Raw genomic sequence first — 18,010 nt, 5'->3', positions numbered from 1 at the left:
ATTCAAGGATGAATGTTGGACCAAAGTTTTTACTTGCAGCGCTACGACAAAAGATTAAAGAAGAAGGGCTTTGCTACAATTCCTTGTCAGAGAAAAGTGGCATCCCTTTATCTAGTATTAAACGCCACCTACATAATCCAGCTTTAGGTTTGGATAAAGTACTTATTTATCTGAACTACCTGAATACCGATCTCATCGAACTCGCAACCTTAGCCAACGAGCTTCAGCACCAAAACGAGCAAATGCTAACAGATGAAGAGAGCGCCCTTTTCGTTGAGCATCCTTATTTACTTGATTTTATTTATATGCTGACTTCTCGTGATATTAAACCGCAAGAGATAGCCCAAACTTACGGACTTTCTGATACAAGCTTACGATTCTATTTGCGTATCGCGGAAATTCTAGGATATGTCGAAAACTTCGGAGACGGCTTGTTTTACCGTTCTGGTCGTCGATTTATTATGGAAGAAGGTACGGCATTAGACACCTTATTCAAAGAGCGATTTCAACAAGATTCGCTTTCTCATGATATCAACCCAGGCATATGTATAGGTCGCATTAGGCTCACCGAAGAGCAGAAAGTGCAAATAGAGGACGAGCTTTGTAATAAATTAGCGAAACTTAACGCAGTTAACACTTCCAACAATGAAGGTGAACTAACAAATATATTAATGCGCTGCACTCCCGGTGCTCAGATATTTTTCGCTGATGATTTACCTAACATTGACGGAAGCTTATTAAAGCACGTCGCTCAACTCACTAAATTAAGTTAAAGCATCAGATAAATAAATCAAACACCCCCGAGATAACATCATATATCCCTACCAAACTATTGATTCAAAGCGTTTCCTGAATCTAATTCTGATTTTTTATTTAGCAAGCGTCGCTTAGTCAACTAAGAACTTGTCTTAATTTCACACTTATTAATTGTCTTGTTAGCTCTTTTGAAATAGACAGAAAACTTAAGTAATGACTAATTTAGCTTAAGTATAAAAGACAACTTTTTTACGTTATTTACCTCACACTATTTAACTATAAATTTGCAGACGAACAAATTAAATTAATACATTCACCTAGCTAATAAAAACAAAAGCAAAACACATAATTATAATTCTATTATTTATAAGGACATAGAAAAGTGAAATTTAAGTATTCTTTAGCAACGGCAGTCACTCTCGCATTATTACAAGGCTGTGGCGGTGGTGGCGGTGATAGCTCATCACCTACTCCGTCCACTAGCAGTGCAAACGGTCCAACGTGGAAAGTTCATGATTTTAGCCAACCGTCGAAAACGTTTATCAACCAATGTGAAACGCCCCGCGTCGGACTGGACCCATATGACAACTATGCCGCCTATCCAGATAAATTGGGCTCTGCATTACACGAAAAACTCTTTTTAAGAGCTTTTACTAACGAAACGTATCTATGGTATGACGAGGTTCCTGATAATAATCCAGCAAACTACAAAACTGTTACTGATTACTTCAATACGCTGGTCACCTCTGCTACTACCGCGACGGGTAAACCAAAAGATCGCTTCCATTTTACCGTCCCTTATGAGGATGATATGAAATCATCGCAATCCGGTTTAGTTGCTGGATTTGGTTTTAACTGGGCATTCCTACGTGGCGTACAACCTCGAGACGTTCGTATTTCCTACACTGAAGAAGCCTCGCCAGCTGATAGAAGCGGCATTGCTCGTGGTGATAAGCTTCTGAAAATCAATAATATTGATGTGGTTAACACCGGTAGTCAGTCCGACATTGATTTTATTAATAAAACGCTCTTTAACCCTGACATCAATCAAGATTACACCTTCACATTTGAGAGTGTTGGCGGTCTAGAGAAAACCGTGACGCTTACCGCCTCTGATGTCATGACCTCTCCAGTTAAAAATGCCAAAGTGATTACACAAAATGGTATGCGGATCGGCTATCTGCAATACAACTCCTTTGAACCAAGCGCTCAAGCCCCGCTTATTGAGGCGTTCAGTACGCTCTCAGCAGAGAATGTTGACGAGATCGTCGTTGATTTACGTTACAACGGCGGTGGCTTAGTCCTTCAGTCCTCGCAAGTAGGCTACATGCTAAGCGGTGCTGGTCAGAACCGAGTCTTCAGTGAGTTGATTCATAATGACAAAGTGATGCGTACCATTAAAGATGGGGATAACATCTATCGCTTTACGAATCTAGCAATAGACTGGGCAGCACAGAAATATTCGGACCAAGTGCTTCCGACACTGAACAAAAAGCGCGTATATGTACTGACTTCAGGAGGCACGGCTTCCTCAAGTGAACTGTTGATCAACGCTTTGCGCGGCATTGATGTGGAGGTTATCCAAATAGGCTCAACAACCACAGGTAAACCGTATGGGTTCTCACCAGAACAAAACTGCGGCACTATGTACTACACTATTCAGTTCAAGTCGGCGAACGAGAAAAAATTTGGCGACTTCGCTGATGGTTTTATTCCTACTCCAAAGAGCCAAATCAATACCGAGTTAGGCTTAAACAACAGAGTGGAAGGTTGCTGGGTCAATGACGACCTAACAAAACCATTAGGCGATCCGTCTGAAGGTATGCTTTCTGCGGCACTAAACTACATGGAAACTGGAACCTGTCCGCCAGTCTCCTCTTCAAGTTTCAACGCCATGCCGCGTAACATTTCATCTCCGGAGTTAAGCGATCTTCGCTCTCCGCTACGAACAGAGGCAATTCATGTTGAGATCAACTAACTTTTTACGAATGCTGATTCGGGTTGCGCTTTTCCTAGGGACTTCGATTTCTTTGATAGGATGTCAAGCTATGTCACAAGAACCCGTTGAAGCATTGAGTAAAAAGAACTCTCCGGAAACAGTCATAGAAATTCAAAACGCGATCGCAGAAATCCAAGGGACACCTGCACCTAGAATCGCAAATAACGTATTTGAATCCACACCGCATTTGTTGATTGAAAAAGGACGAGTAAAAGGGAACAACAATCAACTGTTGGATGGCAGCTATACGGATCTTCCAGACCAATATACGTTGCAGATAAGAGGTGAAACCTGTGGCTTGTACTACGCCAAAACAGATACTTTTGTCTCTCTCAGTTCACTAGATTGTGAGCCCATTATTAAGTTTTAGATCTCCCAAAAAGAGAAGCCCGCTGATATCAGCGGGCTTCCTACTTTATTGTTCAGTGTGAAACGGTCAACGTTACTTTAATTCCATCCATGCTTTGCGCTGTTGCTTATCCATGTATGACCAAGCTACAAAGCGGCTCACTTTCTGCCCTTGACTCATTTCAACCACACGAATGGCTTTCACACCCAATTTTTCAAGCTGCTTGCGCATCGGGCGAACGTTGTCTTTTTTGGATATAAGTGTTGTAAACCACAAGACCTGTGCGGCAAAAGCTTGGCTTTCATTCGCCATTTTTCGGATAAACGCCGCTTCTCCGCCTTCACACCACAATTCAGCGTTTTGACCGCCAAAATTCAACGCAGGCTTACTTGTCTTTACTGGTGCGGTTTGAGGTTTTAGCCCTTTCTTGCGCTGGTTTGCTTTTAGATTATCGATTTTACGCTGGCTGCCCATAGCGGCATCTTCCGCCGAACGGTGGAATGGCGGATTACATGTCGTCACATCATAACGATCATTCGGTTGAATGATACCTCGATAAATATTGGCATCATTGTATTGCTGTACCAGTGCAATTTTTCCCTTCAAAACACGATTGTGCTCTACGATCGTTTGAGCCGATTGGATGGATTTTGGATCGACATCGCTGCCCGTATAGTGCCAACCGTATTTTGTTACACCAACAATCGGATAAATACAGTTTGCTCCCACGCCAATGTCCAACGCTTTCACTTTTTGGTGCGCGTACTGACCTTTTACTTCACCATCAAGAAGTTCTGCCACTCGGTGAATGTAATCAGCGCGGCCCGGAATCGGTGGGCAAAGGTAGGTGTCGGGAATGCCCCAGAACTCGATACCATAATACGCAGCAAGCAATGCTTTATTGAGAATTTTAACAGCGTTAGGATCAGAGAAGTTTATGGAGTCTTCCCCTTTCGGATTTTTGATAACGAATGGCTTTAACTGTGGTTCACTTTCCACGAGTTTTTTAAAATCGTAACGACCTCGATGAACATTACGCTCATGCAAACCATTCTTCGCTATTTTTATGAACTCGACTTCGCTCTTTCCTGCAGGCTGCGAGGATTTGCGCGCAACTTTGTCTTTAACACGCTTCGGCTTGGCTTTATTCGCGTCTTTATTCTGAGCCGCCTTTGAAGTCTTTGGCTTTGCTTGCTTCGCGTTGTGATTATTGTTCTTCATTCAAATTCGCTTTTAAATCGAGGTAAATCATAAACAAACGAGCATCAAATTCGAGTTGGTGATACTCAGGCTCCATATAGCAACATAGCTGATAGAACGCCTTGTCGTGTTTTTTCTCACGAGTATGCGCCAACTCATGTACCACCAGCATTCTTAATAGTGGCTCGGGCGCATCCTTAAATACATTGGCAATGCGAATCTCGTTTTTCGACTTCAGCTTACCGCCATGGTTTCTACTGATTACACTGTGCAAACCAAGCGCGTTGTTTACCGCGTGAATTTTCTTATCGTAGACGACTTTACTGATTGGCGCGGCTTTCTTCATGTAGCGGTTTTTGATTGCCATGGCGTACTCATAGAGCGCCCTTTCGCTTTTGATTTGGTGCCTGTCGGGATAACGCTTCTCGAACCAAGGAACAAACTTGCCACTCGCTATCAACGAGCTCACCTGCTCTACGATGTTTTGTGGGTAGCCTTGAATGTATCGAAGTGACGGATGCATAGAATTAACGTCTGTTATGACAAAATAAAGGCGCTCAATATACCTGAGATAAAGGACAGTTTCACCTTAGCTTTCGCCTTTCATTTATTGTGAAAGGCCGTTAAACTTCGCCTCCCAATGATAATGGAGAGAAACTCAATGAAACGTGTCGTCCTTTACGTCAAAGACAAATGCCCTCACTGCAAAGATGCTCAACGTTATCTGGATTCGAAAAATATTAACTATCGTTTGTGCAATGCTAAGATGCAACGCGGTCGCAAAGAACTTGATGCGCTTGGTGCTCGTTCAGTGCCAGTTTTAAAAATTGGTGATCGGGTAATGATTGGCTGGAACCCAAAGAACTTCGAGAAGATGTACAAAGGCGACTAGTGCTCGGACGATGAATCTGCGCTGCGTTTAAACGTAGCGCTTGATAAAGTCGATAAACGTTCGATCTGCTATTGATAAGTACCCCTGCTTGCGCCAAGCAAGTGCCAGATCTAGCGTCACTGGTGGTTCAAACGGTAAGCCAACAACGCCCGACTCATGTTGAGTCACCAATTCCAGTAACGCGGTAATCGCAAACTCTTGTTTTACAATACTCAAAATCAAAGGCAGTAAGTTGGTCTCGAATGATGACTTCATGGTAAACCCATGCTCCTCACTCACCTGATCCAAAAATTCGCGGTGAAAATAGCCATGCTGAAACATAACCAAATCGTGTTCAAAGAACTCATCAAAAGTAAGAGCGTGTCGCTGGGCTAACTCATGCTCAGGTGAAACAACTGCGACCATTTGGCTAGTAAACAAATGGTCAGTTTCTAGGTCATCAGGCACGTTATCACAACTGATCACACCGATATCGAGTTGACCATTGAGCAGCATACGACGAATCGATTGAGTCCCAGCTTCGACCAAGGTCAATTTTAACTCCGGGAACTGGCTTTTAAACGCCATCACAATTCGTGGAAAGAAATAACTGCCCATCATTGATGGCGTCCCTAGTCTTACTTCGCCTTTCGCTAAACCTTTCAACTCATCAATCGCGAGCTGCGCGTCGTGCAACTGTTGAATCACCCGCTTAGCATGCACAAGTAACGTTTCGCCCTCTTTCGTTAAGCTGATTTTTTTATCATCACGGCGAAATAGGGTAACGCCCAAAGACTGCTCAAACTTTTTGATAGAAATGCTTAATGCGGGCTGGGCAATATGCAGGGCTTTCGCCGCATGGGTAATATTTCCATGTTCAGCGACCACCAGAAAATGTTTAAGTTGTTTCGATTCCATTAGATCATAAATATATGGTGTCCATATTTTTAATATATTTTTTTAATTTATAACGAACTGATAGATTGATCACAGTCTCTCCATTTGCTCACATTAGGCAGGATTCATGGTCAGTTTTGGCACACCGGAATACAAACGCATTACGCTCTCGCTTGCGCTTGGTTCCTTCTTGGTTTTTTCAAATTTATACCTACTACAGCCAATGCTGCCCACTTTTGCCCAAATTTTCACTATCTCAGAAACGCAAGTTAACTGGCTATTTGCGGCCTCAACACTCGCTCTCTCTTTTAGCCTCGTTCCGATGGCTGTGTTGTCAGAATCAGTGGGACGAAAGCCAGTCATGATGGCTGGTCTGTTTTCGATTCCTACCCTTTCCGCTTTGATGCTGTTTGGTGACTCATTTCTGTTTTTGGTGGTATGTCGAGCACTGATCGGTGTCGCGCTCGCCGCTTTTGCTGCGGTCGCCGTAGCTTACATGGCAGAAGAGCTCGACAAGCACGCTTTCTCGATGGCAATTGGAACGTACATTGCGGCTAACTCATTAGGCGGTATTGCAGGGCGTATTAGCGGCGGCTTATTGGCGGACAATTTCAGTGTTGATGTCGCCATTGAAGTTATGATGGTGTTCACTCTTCTTGGTGTCATTGGCGTTCACTATTTATTGCCAACACAGCGCAACTTCACCCCGTCATCAAGCAGCTTGCGCCATCAAAATCGTGCGCTTATTGGTCATTTTAAAAACCAACGCGTGTGGTTCGCAATGCTGATAGGAGGACTCAACTTTGCTTTGTTCGTCAACCTTTACTCCGTCATGGGTTTCCGTCTGGTGAGTGAACCTCACAATGTGCCCGTCGGGTTGGCCTCACTGATCTTTATTTGTTACTTGGGAGGGACTTTCTCCTCTCGTTGCGCAGGCCACTGGAGTAAACGTTATTCATCAATCCTCGGTATGTTCTTAGGCGCGATAGTGAGCATGGCGGGGATGTGGATTGCGGCGGTTGAAAGCTTGACTGCAATGCTATTTGGGTTGTTGCTGATAAGTTTTGGTGCCTTCTTTACTCATACCCTCGCCTACGGTTGGGTCGGTCAGAACGCCACTCGCGCCAAAGCCACCGCGACAGCGCTCTACTTAGTACACTACTACGTAGGCGGTAGCTTAGGAGGATTCTTACTTCTTTATTGTTGGCAACATGGTGGTTGGTCGAGTGTTCTTATGGGAGGAAGCGCAGTCTACCTAGCGATGTTTGCTGCAATTGCGTATTTGAAACACATTGCCGAAAGAAAGCATACTGACCAAACACCTGACGCTGCGAGTTTAAAGAGTAGCTAAGGTACGCTCATTTGCGTAATACCTCTCTGGTTACTTGGATAACCAACTCTGCTATGCTTGCGCTACTTTAATAAAAACCAGAAAGTCGTATGTCAACGCGTTCAACACAAAACACAGATATCGAAGCGATCACTCAACAGGTCGATCAATGGCTCAACGATGTAGTAATCGGTCTCAACCTTTGTCCATTTGCTGCCAAGCCGCAACGTAATAAACAAATCAAAATCTTTGTTAGTGAAGCGACTCAAGAAGAAGCGCTTCTAGAAGATATTTTATTGCAGCTGATTGAGCTGAGTAACACAGAACCCGAACAACTTGAGACCACGTTGGTTGTGGTTCCCAACATGCTACAAGATTTCTGGGACTACAACTTTTGCATAGATTGGGTTGAAGGATTAATTAAGCAGCAAAACTGGGAAGGTGTTTTCCAAGTAGCGACTTTCCATCCTGATTACTGTTTTGGCGGCGCAAGGCCTGAAGACGACGAAAACCTAACCAATCGTTCTCCTTACCCGATCTTCCATTTGATTCGCGAAGAGAGTATGGAAAAGGTACTAAAACACTATCCTGATCCTGAATCCATTCCCGATACGAACATCGCTCGTGTTTCCGCCCTTTCAGAGGAAGAACGTAAAAAGCTGTTCCCTTACCTATTTCGTTAAGCACCACCATTCCCAAAGGCAGATTTATCACCAGTTAGATGCAATGCCCTTGGGGTTCAAAGTGCGGTTTGGTATCATTGCCGCTTCAATCGATTCAATGGAAATTAGAATGCAACTGTCAAAGCTAACCCAAGAGATTTTTGATCACTTATACCGTGATATTACCGAGTTCCGTAGTACGTTCGACTTACCAGTCGCAGACGCTGCAAGCCTTGATACGCAAGCAGACACACTACACACCTCTTTGGCGATCGAAGAGCTAACAGAGCTAGCAGAAGCAGATTGTAAAACTGAGCAAGCAGATGCCATCGTAGACAGCGTGTATGTATTAATGGGCCGTCTCGTTCATCTTGGCCACAGCAAAGTAGAAGACAACCTGGCGATCAGCTACTTAATTGATCTTCTATTAAACGTTGCGGTAAACCGTGGTATCGAATTTATTCCTTGCTGGGATGAAGTCCATTCAAGCAACATGAGCAAAGTATGCCGTAACGAGCAAGAGTACTCAGAAACAGAAGCATTCTACGCGGAACAAGGCATCAAGTTGATGGCGGTGCAGAAAGGTGAATACATCATCGCGAAATGCGCCGAAGATTTCGTATCGGAAGGTAAAACCATTCGTAAAGGCAAAGTACTCAAATCTGTTTACTACCGCCCAGCAGATCTAAAACCGTTAACTCAATAAGCGTTGAGTTTGGCTATCTCGATTAAAAAAAACGACCTCAAGTAGGTCGTTTTTTGTTGTCCCTAAATACTAATCAAAGATTAAATAAGGTTGCTCATCTACGATGACCTTTTTGACTTGAGTATTGAACACTTCCCCGAGAGCTTCTTCCGTTAGCACAGTATCGGCATTTCCTGATGAGTGCAGCACACCGTTGTTAAGCAGCAATACTTTATCTGCGTGCTTTAATGTGCGATTGAGATCGTGATTAGCAACTAATACTCCAATCCCCTGCGCCGCCATAGCGTTAATCAATTGATAGAGCAGACCCTCTTGCGCAATATCTAACGGTGCTGCTGGCTCATCCAAAATTAAAAACTGCGAAAAAGGATTAATGGTACGCCACACCTGCAAACATACACCTGCTAATCGGACACGCTGCCACTCACCACCGGATAATGTTTGAATACTGCGATGAAGCTTATCTTGCAGTTGTACCAGCTCCACCACCATATTGACGGCATCACGCACTTTGATATCCGCAATCTCAGCACCACTTGGCAGAGATAAAGCGAGATACTGAAACACATCAACATTAAACGCTGGGCGCGATTGCTGACACAAATAACCTCGAACATGAGCTTGCTCTGACAACGGTAAAGTAAGCAAGTTTTTGTTGCCAACGTACACTTCACCACTCATACCCTCTCGGTGACTTAACGTACCAGAAATCGCAGCCAATAAAGTGCTCTTACCGGAACCATTAGGCCCAACTACATGTACGATTTCGCCAGCTTTGCATTCAAAAGAAAGAGGCAATAATCGACTACCAACCGACATATGTTTAACGTGCATCATGACTCTTCACCAGCATCCAGATGAAAATAGGTGCGCCAATCGATGTTGTCATGACACCTAAAGGTAACTCTGCGGAGTCCAATAACAGTCTTGCGCCGATGTCAGCAAATACAAGCAACGCAGCACCAGATATTGCAGAAAGTGGCAATAAATAACGGTTTTCCGTACCAAAAGCCAAACGCAACAAGTGCGGCACCACCAAACCAACAAAACTGATGATGCCACCCAAAGCGACTGAACTACCCACCAAAACAGAAATGGCGAGGATCAGTTTCCAACGCATTTGATGCACATCGACACCCAATTGGGTCGCATGAATCTCACCCAGCATCAATCTATCAAGCGATTTGCCTTTACAACATAACCAGATGAGCACCGGTAACATCACCAAGGTAACGGTATGTTGATACCAACTCGCACCGCCAATACTGCCCATTAACCAATACATCAGTTGGCGTAAGCTAAGATCATCACTAAAGTAAAAAGCCCACGTCACAATCGCGCTCGATAAAATACCCAATGCGACCCCAACCAAAAGCAATCGAGCCGTCGTCAGGTGCATTGCCCTTGCTATCGCCACCAAAACAAACGTGAAGACCATCGAGCCTGCAATCGCTGCCAACATAAAAACAATCGGGGTAGGAAGAACAGGTGACGCGAACATGATTAAGACCATTGCTAAGCTTGCACCACCAGATATACCGAGCACGCCAGGTTCAGCCAACACGTTCCCAAGCAACACTTGTAACGTCGCGCCAGATACCGCTAACGCAGCACCAATAATTGCCGCAGACACTAACCTCGGTAAACGCAAGTCCACCAATAACTTCTGTTCAAATGCAGATAAGGATTGAAAAGGAGAAAGGAAAATTTCTCCGACCATCAAGTGAATGGCAGAGAGTACAGCGAGCACGATCGACATAACCATCAGGTTACGTTGCCAGCGTCGTTCCTTGTTCAGGATAAGTTGTTGAAAATCCATAGCGGCCGATAAAAACAAACGAGGCTTAACCTTACAGTTAAGCCTCGGTAAATTGCAATTAACTTCTCAAAGCAATGTTGGATTAATCGTAAACCAACTCACCCTCTTCAAAACGGGTTTTCACTTCACAAACCATCAGAGCTGCACGTTGACCTATTGCGACGTGGCGGTTCGGGAAGACAATCGCTTCGTTTTCATTCTTCGCCATTAATGGTTTGTCGCCATCATGACCAAACACTTCGCCGTGAACAAATGAGGTGAAGTTTTCAACATTGTCGTCGAACATAAAGTCAAAGTCTTCGTTCAAACGAACGATTGTGCGACTTACGCGATACTTAATGCATGGTTTTGGTAAGTGTTCTGGCTTCGTTTCCGCAATCAAATTACGTAAAGACAAATCAAACGCGGTCAGTTTATCGAGGTCATTTTCACCGATACGAGCCACACGGCCAAGCTCCATTGTGAGAGCCTGCGCACCAAAGTTCTCGGCACTGTACCAGCTAAACGTGCTCGATGGTGAGTTTGACAGGAGCACTGCTTCAATGTGTGCACTGTCCAAGAAATCGATCAATGCTTTGCTGCGCACAGGATGACGAGTCTTAGGACTTACTGCAAACGTATAGTGCTTCGAGCCTCTAATCGCGCAGTGTAAATCAAGGTGCCAGCGTGTTGTCGGGTCGGTATCCTGATAAAAATCTCGAACAAGCAGCTTAAGCGTATCGGCGATAACAAGCTCTTTTGTCTGTTTGTGTTCTTTTTCGTCAAACAAACGGTTGAGGTTTTCTTCAAGGAATCGCGTGTGCGCCAGAGTGGACTCTGGGTGAGCGATAATGAACAGACAACGGGTATCGACCGTCTGGAACCCAGATTCTATGTCTTGAATAATGGAATCCACCAGCTCCATCGGTGCGGTTTCATCTCCGTGAACCCCACAAGAGATGATGATGTTCTTCGTATCCTGAGTATAATTCGCAGGGATTACTTCTAATACACCACGCTGATAGAGTTTAAGTTTTACACCGTTAGAAAGCACCTGCTCCGCTGGTGCAACATCAATATGAACATCTAACGTGTCAGTTAAAAACGATTGGCGAAAGAGAGACTTCGTCATGCGTTACTCCTTAATAGCACGGCGGATATGTTAATAAATTGTACAAAGGATTTTTGTTGCTGCGATCTCACTTATGAGTAGAAATCACTATTTCCCTCGAAAATCCGATGCCTTTTCGCGCCAGGCACTCAAATCAAGCATTGAGGCGTTTAATTTTCAAACAATTACAAAGTGTTAGGGCTGTGAACTTTACCACAGCCCTGATTAAGATCATTATGATTTGATCAAATTTTTGTAGCTATAAAGCAGATTATGCATCAACACTGCGAAAAACTTAGCCGCGCTGTGCGAGCAAACGCTCAAACTCATCGACTTTTTCACGCACTAGCTCAACACTCTGCTGCCAAAACGTTGGCTGGGTTAAATCCATCGACAGGTGCTTTTCGACGACATCTTCCGCCATCATGCAGCCTGTATCGCGCAGCAAATTGATGTAATCGGTGTAAAACGCTTCGCCTTTGTTTTCTCGCTGTGCATAGATACCCTTGCTAAACAAGAAACCAAATAGGTATGGGTAGTTATAAAAGCTCACGCTATCAATAGAAAAGTGCAGCTTGCTTGCCCAGAAGTACGGATCCGGTTCGCTCATTACGTCGCCATACCATTCTTTCCAAGTTTCTGACATCAACTCACAGAATTCATCTGCGGTTAACTCTCCATCCTGGCGGCGTTCATAGAACGATTTTTCAAACTCGTAGCGAACCGGAATGTTGATCATTAAAGCTAGCGCAGATGACAACTCTTCCCACAACATCTCGAGCTTTTCATCAACGCTCTCCGCTTTCGAAATCAAATGATCACGAACGATGTTTTCTGCAAAGATAGAGGCGGTTTCTGCTAACGTCATTGGGTAGTAAGTTTGGCAAAGTGGCAAATCACGAATAACCCAGTTATGGAACGCATGGCCAAGTTCATGTGCCAGAGTCATAAGGTCTGACCGACTGCCACTCCAAGTCATAAACACAAGTGGTGTTCGCGTTGCTGGCAGTTTGGTGCAGTATGCGCCAAGACGCTTGTTAGCATTTGGCGCGGCATCAATCCAACCATTTTGTACCATCAAACGGACAAACTCCGACATCTCAGGGTTTACTGTTTCAAATGCTTCACAAATAACATCAATCGCTTCATCAAAGTCGTAAACCTTCGCTTCACCGCTCAAAGCAGGCATAGCCGCCAGATGATTCCAAGGTTTCATCTCATCCAGACCATGTACTTGCGCCATCAATAAACCCGCTTTCTGACCAATAGCTCGACTGTCTTTGGCTACGGTCATCATCGCATTTAAAGTTTCAGCTTGGATTCGGCTACCATGCAAACTCGGCTCTAGGAAGTGAACTTCACGCTTCGTAGAACGCTTTTTGTTTTCAGTTAAGCGCCATCCTGCTAACGCATTCAAAATCGCAGCGAATGATTCTTGGTGCGTTTGCATTGCATCTTGTACGCCTCGCCACGCGGCTTCTTGACGCTCGAATTCAGAACCATAAAGAATGCTTGCCGCTTGAGAAAACCCAAGCTCTTCACTATTACCATCTGTGTACTCAAGCTTCACTTTCAATGAGCCAGTCAGGTTATCGTATAGGTTACCCCAAGCCGATTTGCCATCCACACTCATCGCAGCCAGTAACTGTTCTTCTGCGTTGCTAAGACGAGTATCCGCCAACTTTCTAGAATTCAAGATAGAAAAAGCTTGCCCACTGATATCAGGATTCTCATGGTCTAACACGCGCAAGATAAACTCTTCGTCGGCATGCGTTAGTGTCAAATCAAAGGGACTGAACGCTTGGGAAAGCTCCGAAAAGATGCGGGTCATTTTACCAAGTAACGATTTCGCTTCGGCGTTTGTTGCATCAACAGAAGCATAACAACTCGCAAAATTTGCAACTGTACCCGCTAAACGACTCGCGGCTTCATTGGTCAAAATCGCATTTTGCATGATCTCTACGTTGCCACAATCTGCTGATTGTTTATTCAAAAGATCAATACATTGTTCCACAAGAGCAATATCGTCTTGAATTCGTGGGTCAGAAAGGTCGTTATAAACGATGGACAAATCCCAACTCGGCGTTGTCATTTCTATATTTCCTTTTTATGTAACTGAGTCAATTTTCGCTTCCTGCACCTAGCAGATGGGCTTCCACTGACATCTTCCGTGACTATGCCCGTAAGCAATATCGTTCTGGGCATTTTAATATTTATAAATTAACGAGTTAAAAGAGGTACGCCAATCGAACGCACCGAGGCGTAAATTTGCTCATCTATGGTAACTGTTACATGCGTGACAGAAGCGTTTCCTATCGACAACGTCGAATACCACTTTGGGTTACGCCAATCTAACTCCAATACATGAGCAAGAATCATACGAATGACGCCACCATGCGTGACGATAAGTAGATTGTCATTGATATCGTTGATGATTTGAGACCAAACGCGACATATGCGCTCAGAAAATGTGCTTAAGCTCTCAGCATTCGGCAACGTATGTTGTGCTGGCGATTGCCAAAAAGCATCTAGCTTTTTCCACTGCTCAGTGAGCATATCAAAAGGCATACCATCAAAATCACCAAATGCCATCTCTTGTAAAGACTCATCCGTCATTACTGGTAATAATTGCTGTTCAGCAATGATGTTTGCCAGTTCTTGACAGCGTGAAAGCGGAGAAGAAATTATTCCACCCACACCTCGTCCACTCTCGGCCCAAGCCCGAGCAATACTCTCTTGATCAGCAGGCGTAACTTTTACATCTGTTTGGCCATGGAGTCCTGGTGGAGCGTCTACTTTTCCATGACGCACAAGATAGATATTGAGTGTTTTCATTTTGTTCCATCCTACTCTTTAAGAACCAACGGCAAACCAGCAGCAACAAAGGTAACGCGATGGCAAACACTGGCTAGTTTTTGATTCATCCGTCCTGCATTATCCACAAAATAACGACTAACCGCCCCCAAAGGTACAATGCCCATTCCAACCTCGTTAGAGACGAATATTAACGTCGCATCTGAGCCACGTACCACCTGTATAAGCTTTTCAATTTCTGCTTCTAGCTTCTCATTGGAACATTCATCACCTAACTCAAATATCCAATTGTTGAGCCACAAGGTTAAACAGTCGATCAATACAACATCGGTGATAGCGAAATTTGTCAGTAACTCAGATAAATGAAGGGGGCATTCATGCTCTTGCCACTCGCCCCCGCGTTGCTTTTGATGATGCGCTATTCGCTCTCGCATTTCTTGGTCAAATGGCAGCGCGGTTGCAACATAGTGTAATGATCGATGAGAAGCGACCGATAATTGCTTAGCTGTTTTTTCTGCCAAATGCGACTTCCCAGAGCGCGCGCCACCGAGTATCAATTGCTTCATGAGGAGTGATACAACCCAATCATAGTGAGATAAATAAGCAGTTCCGACAACTGTTGCGCTGCGCCAAGGCAATCCCCCGTAAAGCCGCCAATTCTCTTGGTTAACCAACGTTTGAACATCAAACGAAATACCACGAGAACAAGCGATATCAAGATCGCATCCGCGATACCAAGCACAAGCAATGTTACGCCACCAGTAAACAACAAAATGGAGACTTCTAGAGAAGACTGGCGACTTGCTAGCGGTTTACTTTTCGACGTATCACTGTCACTGACATAAGGCATGTCATAAATAAGCGTCGCTGCTAGTGCTCGGCTTGCGGTGTAAGCGACGACAATGACCAACCAAAAGTGCGGCAAGTTAGCCAGTTCACTCCAAAAAACATACTTAGCCAATAACGCCATAATGAGAGTGGCGGCACCATAAGTGCCAATACGACTGTCTTTCATAATAGAGAGGCGTCGCTCTACGGTCATGCCACCGCCAATGCCATCCGCCATATCGGTCAAGCCGTCTTCGTGAAAAGCCCCAGTTAACAATAAGCTAAACACCATCGTTAATACTATGGCAACCGACTCAGGGAAAAGAATTGAGGTGAGCGAGAATACCAAAGCGCAAAGCGCTCCAAGCACGAGACCAACTAACGCGAAGTAACGGCCTGCCTGATTCATGCGTTCTTCACTGTAAGGCAACGCTTGGGGCACGGGTAAGCGGCTAAAAAAACTGGTAGCTAATAGAAATAACTCCCACTGGTATCTTAACGATGACGGCATGACTTTCTCAGAATTATCAGGGACTGACACTAAACTGTAACTCCTGCACTCTCAAAGCTCGCCATTTTGTTGTAAAACTGGGCAGCAGCTTTTAACAGAGGCAAGGCAAGAGCGGCTCCTGTTCCCTCCCCTAGCCGTAAACCAAGGTCGAGCAGAGGTTCTGCTTTAAGATGTTCCAATACAAATTTATGTCCATTTTCTTCAGAGCGATGGGCAAACAACATGTATTCACGCGTTTCTTCGTCTAACAACGTCGCAATATAAGCCGCTACCGATACGATAAACCCATCCACTAAAACTGGAGTTTTAAGCCGCTTGGCTTCTAAAAAAGCGCCCACCATTTGTACGATTTCAAAGCCCCCAACCTGTGCGAGAATCGCTTTGGTATCAAGACCTCGACATCGGTTTACCCCCTGTGCTACCAGTTTATATTTGCGGCTCAACTGCTGTTGATTGATTCCGGTGCCAACGCCAACACAATAATCAATATCTAATGAGCTCAGCGCCGATAACAGTGCTGAGGCCGAACTGGTATTACCGATGCCCATCTCGCCGAACATTAAGAGGTTTGAACCATGCAAAATGGTATGCTCAGCAATCTTCGCACCATATTCTAAACCTAACGCCACTTGTTCTGGGGACATCGCAGATTGTTTAGAAAAATTAGCCGTACCGTTACCCAACCGTTGTTCAACCAAGTTGGGATGGGATTTAAATTCTGGAACCAGCACATCAATAGGAGCCAACATGCCGCAATCTATTACTTTGAGTTGAATGCCATTAATGTCGCAAAAACAGTTGATGGCTGCGCCGCCAGCGAGAAAGTTAGCCACCATTTGCTGAGTGACTTCGCTTGGCGCAATGCTCACACCCTCCTCTGCAACGCCGTGATCTCCAGCAAATACCAGCATGCTCGGTTTGCAGATAGCGATGGAATCAACTGGCTGAGGTTTATCCTGACTTTGAATAAGAGCTAACTGCAGTGCCACCTTTTCCAATAAGCCTAAAGAACCGACGGGTTTGGTTTTGTTATCTATGCGTGCTTGTATCTCCGCAGCAAAAGAGTCATCCATTTTTTACGTTCCTTTGATGTTGTCTGGGTGAGAGGTGTTCTGTTGTTCAAGAGGTCTTGTTCAGCGACAGTTTTTGCGCGCCCCACTATTGTATACACTTGCATCCAATTGGGGCAGCGCTAATCAAGTTTATCTCAGGATAGTCTGCCGAGTTCGCAGAGCGTCTCACCTTTCTTGCACGATATTATAAGTAACTCGTTGAAATCCGCTACAATAGCTTAGACTATGTTCCCATATAGGAGAAAAGATATGGATAACAACACCTGCGCAATCATCGCCGGTGCAACTGGCTTAGTAGGCTCAAAAGTCATTGCAAACCTCATAAATCAATCAGGTGTTGGAACATTATATTATCTTTCTCGCCGCCCACTCGATGGCGTCCTAGATGTGGACAACAAGCTTATTCCTCTCATTGATGCAGACCTTTCTATCCACCAATGGGATGAGAACCAACCAACACCAACCATCGGCTTTATCTGTTTAGGCACGACCCTTAAGCAAGCGGGCAGTAAGGATAATTTGCGTAGAGTAGATGTTGATCTGGTGTGCAAAGTCGCCCAACAAATGAAAACAATCGGAGTCAAACGCCTTGCGGTTGTTTCTAGCCTCGGTGCAAATAGTAAATCGCCATCCCATTACTTAGCTTGTAAAGGACAAATGGAACAACGAATCGAAGCTATGGATTTTGAGGAAATCGTATTTGTTCGCCCAGGCCCGCTTGTTGGTCAACGTCAAAACCCAAGAATGGACGAGAAGTTAGTACAAACTCTGTTTAAGGTAATTCGCCCACTTATGCTTGGCAAACTGTCCAACTTTTTACCTATTCGAGCAGAAGATGTCGCCAAAGCGATGATTTATCAACTTTTCAGTTATCAAGAAGACTCGGTGGTTTACTTACAAAGGAAAGAAATGCGTGACTTACTGCATCACTACGAATAACCATTTTGTACAATTAACGTGCTAATTCACACTCTCACGCGACTTAGATCTCGTTTTTATATTCATTTTAGATCTAGCTAATACCCGTTTGTCATTTTTAAAGTTATATCACGAGCGTTATCTTACGCTCCATAAATAAATCCGTATAAAACCCCGTATAAAAAAC

The 18,010-nt window shown here is 44.4% G+C and carries 19 protein-coding genes; 8 read left to right on the top strand and 11 right to left on the bottom strand.

Features of this window, described 5'->3' with window-relative positions; translation table 11 throughout:
* Positions 1–8 precede the first annotated feature (8 nt).
* The 3 genes from R7E78_RS15700 (at position 9) to R7E78_RS15690 (ending at position 3,125) form a co-directional block, all read left to right on the top strand.
* Positions 9–773 carry a transcriptional regulator gene (locus R7E78_RS15700; protein ID WP_213880136.1) on the top strand — a complete coding sequence of 255 codons (765 nt, stop codon included), beginning with the start codon at positions 9–11 and terminating at the stop codon, positions 771–773.
* 365 nt (positions 774–1,138) lie between these two features.
* On the top strand, positions 1,139–2,734 hold the full coding sequence (locus R7E78_RS15695; RefSeq protein WP_054577907.1) for a S41 family peptidase: 1,596 nt from the start codon (positions 1,139–1,141) through the stop codon (positions 2,732–2,734).
* 70 nt (positions 2,735–2,804) lie between these two features.
* The gene (locus R7E78_RS15690; protein WP_054577908.1) at positions 2,805–3,125 is read left to right on the top strand and encodes a hypothetical protein; all 321 of its coding nucleotides are present in this window, start codon (positions 2,805–2,807) and stop codon (positions 3,123–3,125) included.
* A 72-nt stretch (positions 3,126–3,197) separates the two neighbouring features.
* Here the strand turns inward: R7E78_RS15690 and rlmF are convergent, their stop codons facing one another.
* Together rlmF and R7E78_RS15680 are read right to left on the bottom strand one after the other, a co-directional pair.
* Positions 3,198–4,325, bottom strand: coding sequence for a 23S rRNA (adenine(1618)-N(6))-methyltransferase RlmF (gene rlmF, locus R7E78_RS15685; RefSeq protein WP_318058039.1), 1,128 nt, complete (start codon positions 4,323–4,325; stop codon positions 3,198–3,200).
* Positions 4,312–4,827 carry a M48 family metallopeptidase gene (locus tag R7E78_RS15680; protein WP_318058038.1) on the bottom strand — a complete coding sequence of 172 codons (516 nt, stop codon included), beginning with the start codon at positions 4,825–4,827 and terminating at the stop codon, positions 4,312–4,314. The genes rlmF and R7E78_RS15680 overlap by 14 nt, the downstream gene beginning before the upstream one ends.
* Before the next feature lie 138 nt (positions 4,828–4,965).
* Here R7E78_RS15680 and R7E78_RS15675 point away from each other — a divergent pair, with 138 nt between their 5' ends.
* Positions 4,966–5,196, top strand: coding sequence for a glutaredoxin family protein (locus R7E78_RS15675; protein WP_005377871.1), 231 nt, complete (start codon positions 4,966–4,968; stop codon positions 5,194–5,196).
* A gap of 27 nt (positions 5,197–5,223) precedes the next feature.
* On the opposite strand, the gene R7E78_RS15670 is transcribed toward R7E78_RS15675, so the two are convergent.
* Positions 5,224–6,093 carry a LysR family transcriptional regulator gene (locus R7E78_RS15670; RefSeq protein ID WP_318058037.1) on the bottom strand — a complete coding sequence of 290 codons (870 nt, stop codon included), beginning with the start codon at positions 6,091–6,093 and terminating at the stop codon, positions 5,224–5,226.
* A 106-nt stretch (positions 6,094–6,199) separates the two neighbouring features.
* On the opposite strand from R7E78_RS15670, the gene R7E78_RS15665 reads away from it, so the two are divergent.
* The 3 genes from R7E78_RS15665 to R7E78_RS15655 all read left to right on the top strand — a co-directional run bounded on the left by R7E78_RS15665 (position 6,200) and on the right by R7E78_RS15655 (position 8,770).
* The gene (locus R7E78_RS15665; protein ID WP_047100700.1) at positions 6,200–7,423 is read left to right on the top strand and encodes an MFS transporter; all 1,224 of its coding nucleotides are present in this window, start codon (positions 6,200–6,202) and stop codon (positions 7,421–7,423) included.
* Between the two features lie 89 nt (positions 7,424–7,512).
* A complete protein-coding gene (locus tag R7E78_RS15660; RefSeq protein ID WP_025766766.1) occupies positions 7,513–8,085 on the top strand; it encodes a DUF1415 domain-containing protein in 573 nt (190 codons plus the stop codon).
* A 109-nt stretch (positions 8,086–8,194) separates the two neighbouring features.
* Positions 8,195–8,770, top strand: coding sequence for a nucleoside triphosphate pyrophosphohydrolase family protein (locus tag R7E78_RS15655; RefSeq protein ID WP_005377875.1), 576 nt, complete (start codon positions 8,195–8,197; stop codon positions 8,768–8,770).
* A gap of 69 nt (positions 8,771–8,839) precedes the next feature.
* Here R7E78_RS15655 and btuD read toward each other — a convergent pair whose 3' ends face one another.
* The 8 genes from btuD to cobT all read right to left on the bottom strand — a co-directional run bounded on the left by btuD (position 8,840) and on the right by cobT (position 16,905).
* Positions 8,840–9,607 carry a vitamin B12 ABC transporter ATP-binding protein BtuD gene (gene btuD, locus R7E78_RS15650; protein WP_082245220.1) on the bottom strand — a complete coding sequence of 256 codons (768 nt, stop codon included), beginning with the start codon at positions 9,605–9,607 and terminating at the stop codon, positions 8,840–8,842.
* Positions 9,594–10,589: a vitamin B12 ABC transporter permease BtuC gene (btuC, locus tag R7E78_RS15645; protein ID WP_005377877.1), complete on the bottom strand. Its 996-nt coding sequence runs from the start codon at positions 10,587–10,589 to the stop codon at positions 9,594–9,596. The genes btuD and btuC overlap by 14 nt, the downstream gene beginning before the upstream one ends.
* An 82-nt stretch (positions 10,590–10,671) precedes the next feature.
* On the bottom strand, positions 10,672–11,700 hold the full coding sequence (locus tag R7E78_RS15640; protein WP_005377878.1) for a succinylglutamate desuccinylase: 1,029 nt from the start codon (positions 11,698–11,700) through the stop codon (positions 10,672–10,674).
* A 274-nt stretch (positions 11,701–11,974) separates the two neighbouring features.
* Positions 11,975–13,771, bottom strand: a complete 1,797-nt coding sequence (locus tag R7E78_RS15635; protein ID WP_054729866.1) for a M3 family oligoendopeptidase — start codon at positions 13,769–13,771, stop codon at positions 11,975–11,977.
* A gap of 128 nt (positions 13,772–13,899) precedes the next feature.
* Positions 13,900–14,514, bottom strand: a complete 615-nt coding sequence (cobC, locus tag R7E78_RS15630; protein ID WP_005389801.1) for an alpha-ribazole phosphatase — start codon at positions 14,512–14,514, stop codon at positions 13,900–13,902.
* Positions 14,515–14,525: 11 nt separating this feature from the next.
* Positions 14,526–15,059, bottom strand: a complete 534-nt coding sequence (gene cobU, locus R7E78_RS15625; protein ID WP_065274411.1) for a bifunctional adenosylcobinamide kinase/adenosylcobinamide-phosphate guanylyltransferase — start codon at positions 15,057–15,059, stop codon at positions 14,526–14,528.
* Positions 15,056–15,832 carry an adenosylcobinamide-GDP ribazoletransferase gene (locus R7E78_RS15620; RefSeq protein ID WP_258496415.1) on the bottom strand — a complete coding sequence of 259 codons (777 nt, stop codon included), beginning with the start codon at positions 15,830–15,832 and terminating at the stop codon, positions 15,056–15,058. The genes cobU and R7E78_RS15620 overlap by 4 nt, the downstream gene beginning before the upstream one ends.
* Positions 15,833–15,861: 29 nt before the next feature.
* Positions 15,862–16,905 carry a nicotinate-nucleotide--dimethylbenzimidazole phosphoribosyltransferase gene (gene cobT, locus R7E78_RS15615; protein ID WP_085569560.1) on the bottom strand — a complete coding sequence of 348 codons (1,044 nt, stop codon included), beginning with the start codon at positions 16,903–16,905 and terminating at the stop codon, positions 15,862–15,864.
* Positions 16,906–17,154: 249 nt separating this feature from the next.
* On the opposite strand from cobT, the gene R7E78_RS15610 reads away from it, so the two are divergent.
* Complete coding sequence (locus R7E78_RS15610; RefSeq protein WP_053350419.1) at positions 17,155–17,844, top strand: NAD(P)H-binding protein; 690 nt, start codon at positions 17,155–17,157, stop codon at positions 17,842–17,844.
* Positions 17,845–18,010 lie beyond the last annotated feature (166 nt).

Source organism: Vibrio sp. YT-19(2023), assembly GCF_033337395.1.
This window is presented reverse-complemented; position numbering and strand designations above follow the sequence as displayed.

Excerpts from the sequence above, each read along its gene's own strand:
- R7E78_RS15700 (WP_213880136.1), top strand. The coding sequence starts at position 9 with ATGAATGTTGGACCAAAGTTTTTACTTGCAGCGCTACGACAAAAGATT.
- R7E78_RS15690 (WP_054577908.1), top strand. The coding sequence starts at position 2,805 with ATGTCACAAGAACCCGTTGAAGCATTGAGTAAAAAGAACTCTCCGGAA.
- rlmF (WP_318058039.1), bottom strand. The coding sequence starts at position 4,325 with ATGAAGAACAATAATCACAACGCGAAGCAAGCAAAGCCAAAGACTTCA.
- R7E78_RS15680 (WP_318058038.1), bottom strand. The coding sequence starts at position 4,827 with ATGCATCCGTCACTTCGATACATTCAAGGCTACCCACAAAACATCGTA.
- R7E78_RS15675 (WP_005377871.1), top strand. The coding sequence starts at position 4,966 with ATGAAACGTGTCGTCCTTTACGTCAAAGACAAATGCCCTCACTGCAAA.
- R7E78_RS15670 (WP_318058037.1), bottom strand. The coding sequence starts at position 6,093 with ATGGAATCGAAACAACTTAAACATTTTCTGGTGGTCGCTGAACATGGA.
- R7E78_RS15665 (WP_047100700.1), top strand. The coding sequence starts at position 6,200 with ATGGTCAGTTTTGGCACACCGGAATACAAACGCATTACGCTCTCGCTT.
- R7E78_RS15660 (WP_025766766.1), top strand. The coding sequence starts at position 7,513 with ATGTCAACGCGTTCAACACAAAACACAGATATCGAAGCGATCACTCAA.
- R7E78_RS15655 (WP_005377875.1), top strand. The coding sequence starts at position 8,195 with ATGCAACTGTCAAAGCTAACCCAAGAGATTTTTGATCACTTATACCGT.
- btuD (WP_082245220.1), bottom strand. The coding sequence starts at position 9,607 with ATGATGCACGTTAAACATATGTCGGTTGGTAGTCGATTATTGCCTCTT.
- btuC (WP_005377877.1), bottom strand. The coding sequence starts at position 10,589 with ATGGATTTTCAACAACTTATCCTGAACAAGGAACGACGCTGGCAACGT.
- R7E78_RS15640 (WP_005377878.1), bottom strand. The coding sequence starts at position 11,700 with ATGACGAAGTCTCTCTTTCGCCAATCGTTTTTAACTGACACGTTAGAT.
- R7E78_RS15635 (WP_054729866.1), bottom strand. The coding sequence starts at position 13,771 with ATGACAACGCCGAGTTGGGATTTGTCCATCGTTTATAACGACCTTTCT.
- cobC (WP_005389801.1), bottom strand. The coding sequence starts at position 14,514 with ATGAAAACACTCAATATCTATCTTGTGCGTCATGGAAAAGTAGACGCT.
- cobU (WP_065274411.1), bottom strand. The coding sequence starts at position 15,059 with ATGAAGCAATTGATACTCGGTGGCGCGCGCTCTGGGAAGTCGCATTTG.
- R7E78_RS15620 (WP_258496415.1), bottom strand. The coding sequence starts at position 15,832 with ATGCCGTCATCGTTAAGATACCAGTGGGAGTTATTTCTATTAGCTACC.
- cobT (WP_085569560.1), bottom strand. The coding sequence starts at position 16,905 with ATGGATGACTCTTTTGCTGCGGAGATACAAGCACGCATAGATAACAAA.
- R7E78_RS15610 (WP_053350419.1), top strand. The coding sequence starts at position 17,155 with ATGGATAACAACACCTGCGCAATCATCGCCGGTGCAACTGGCTTAGTA.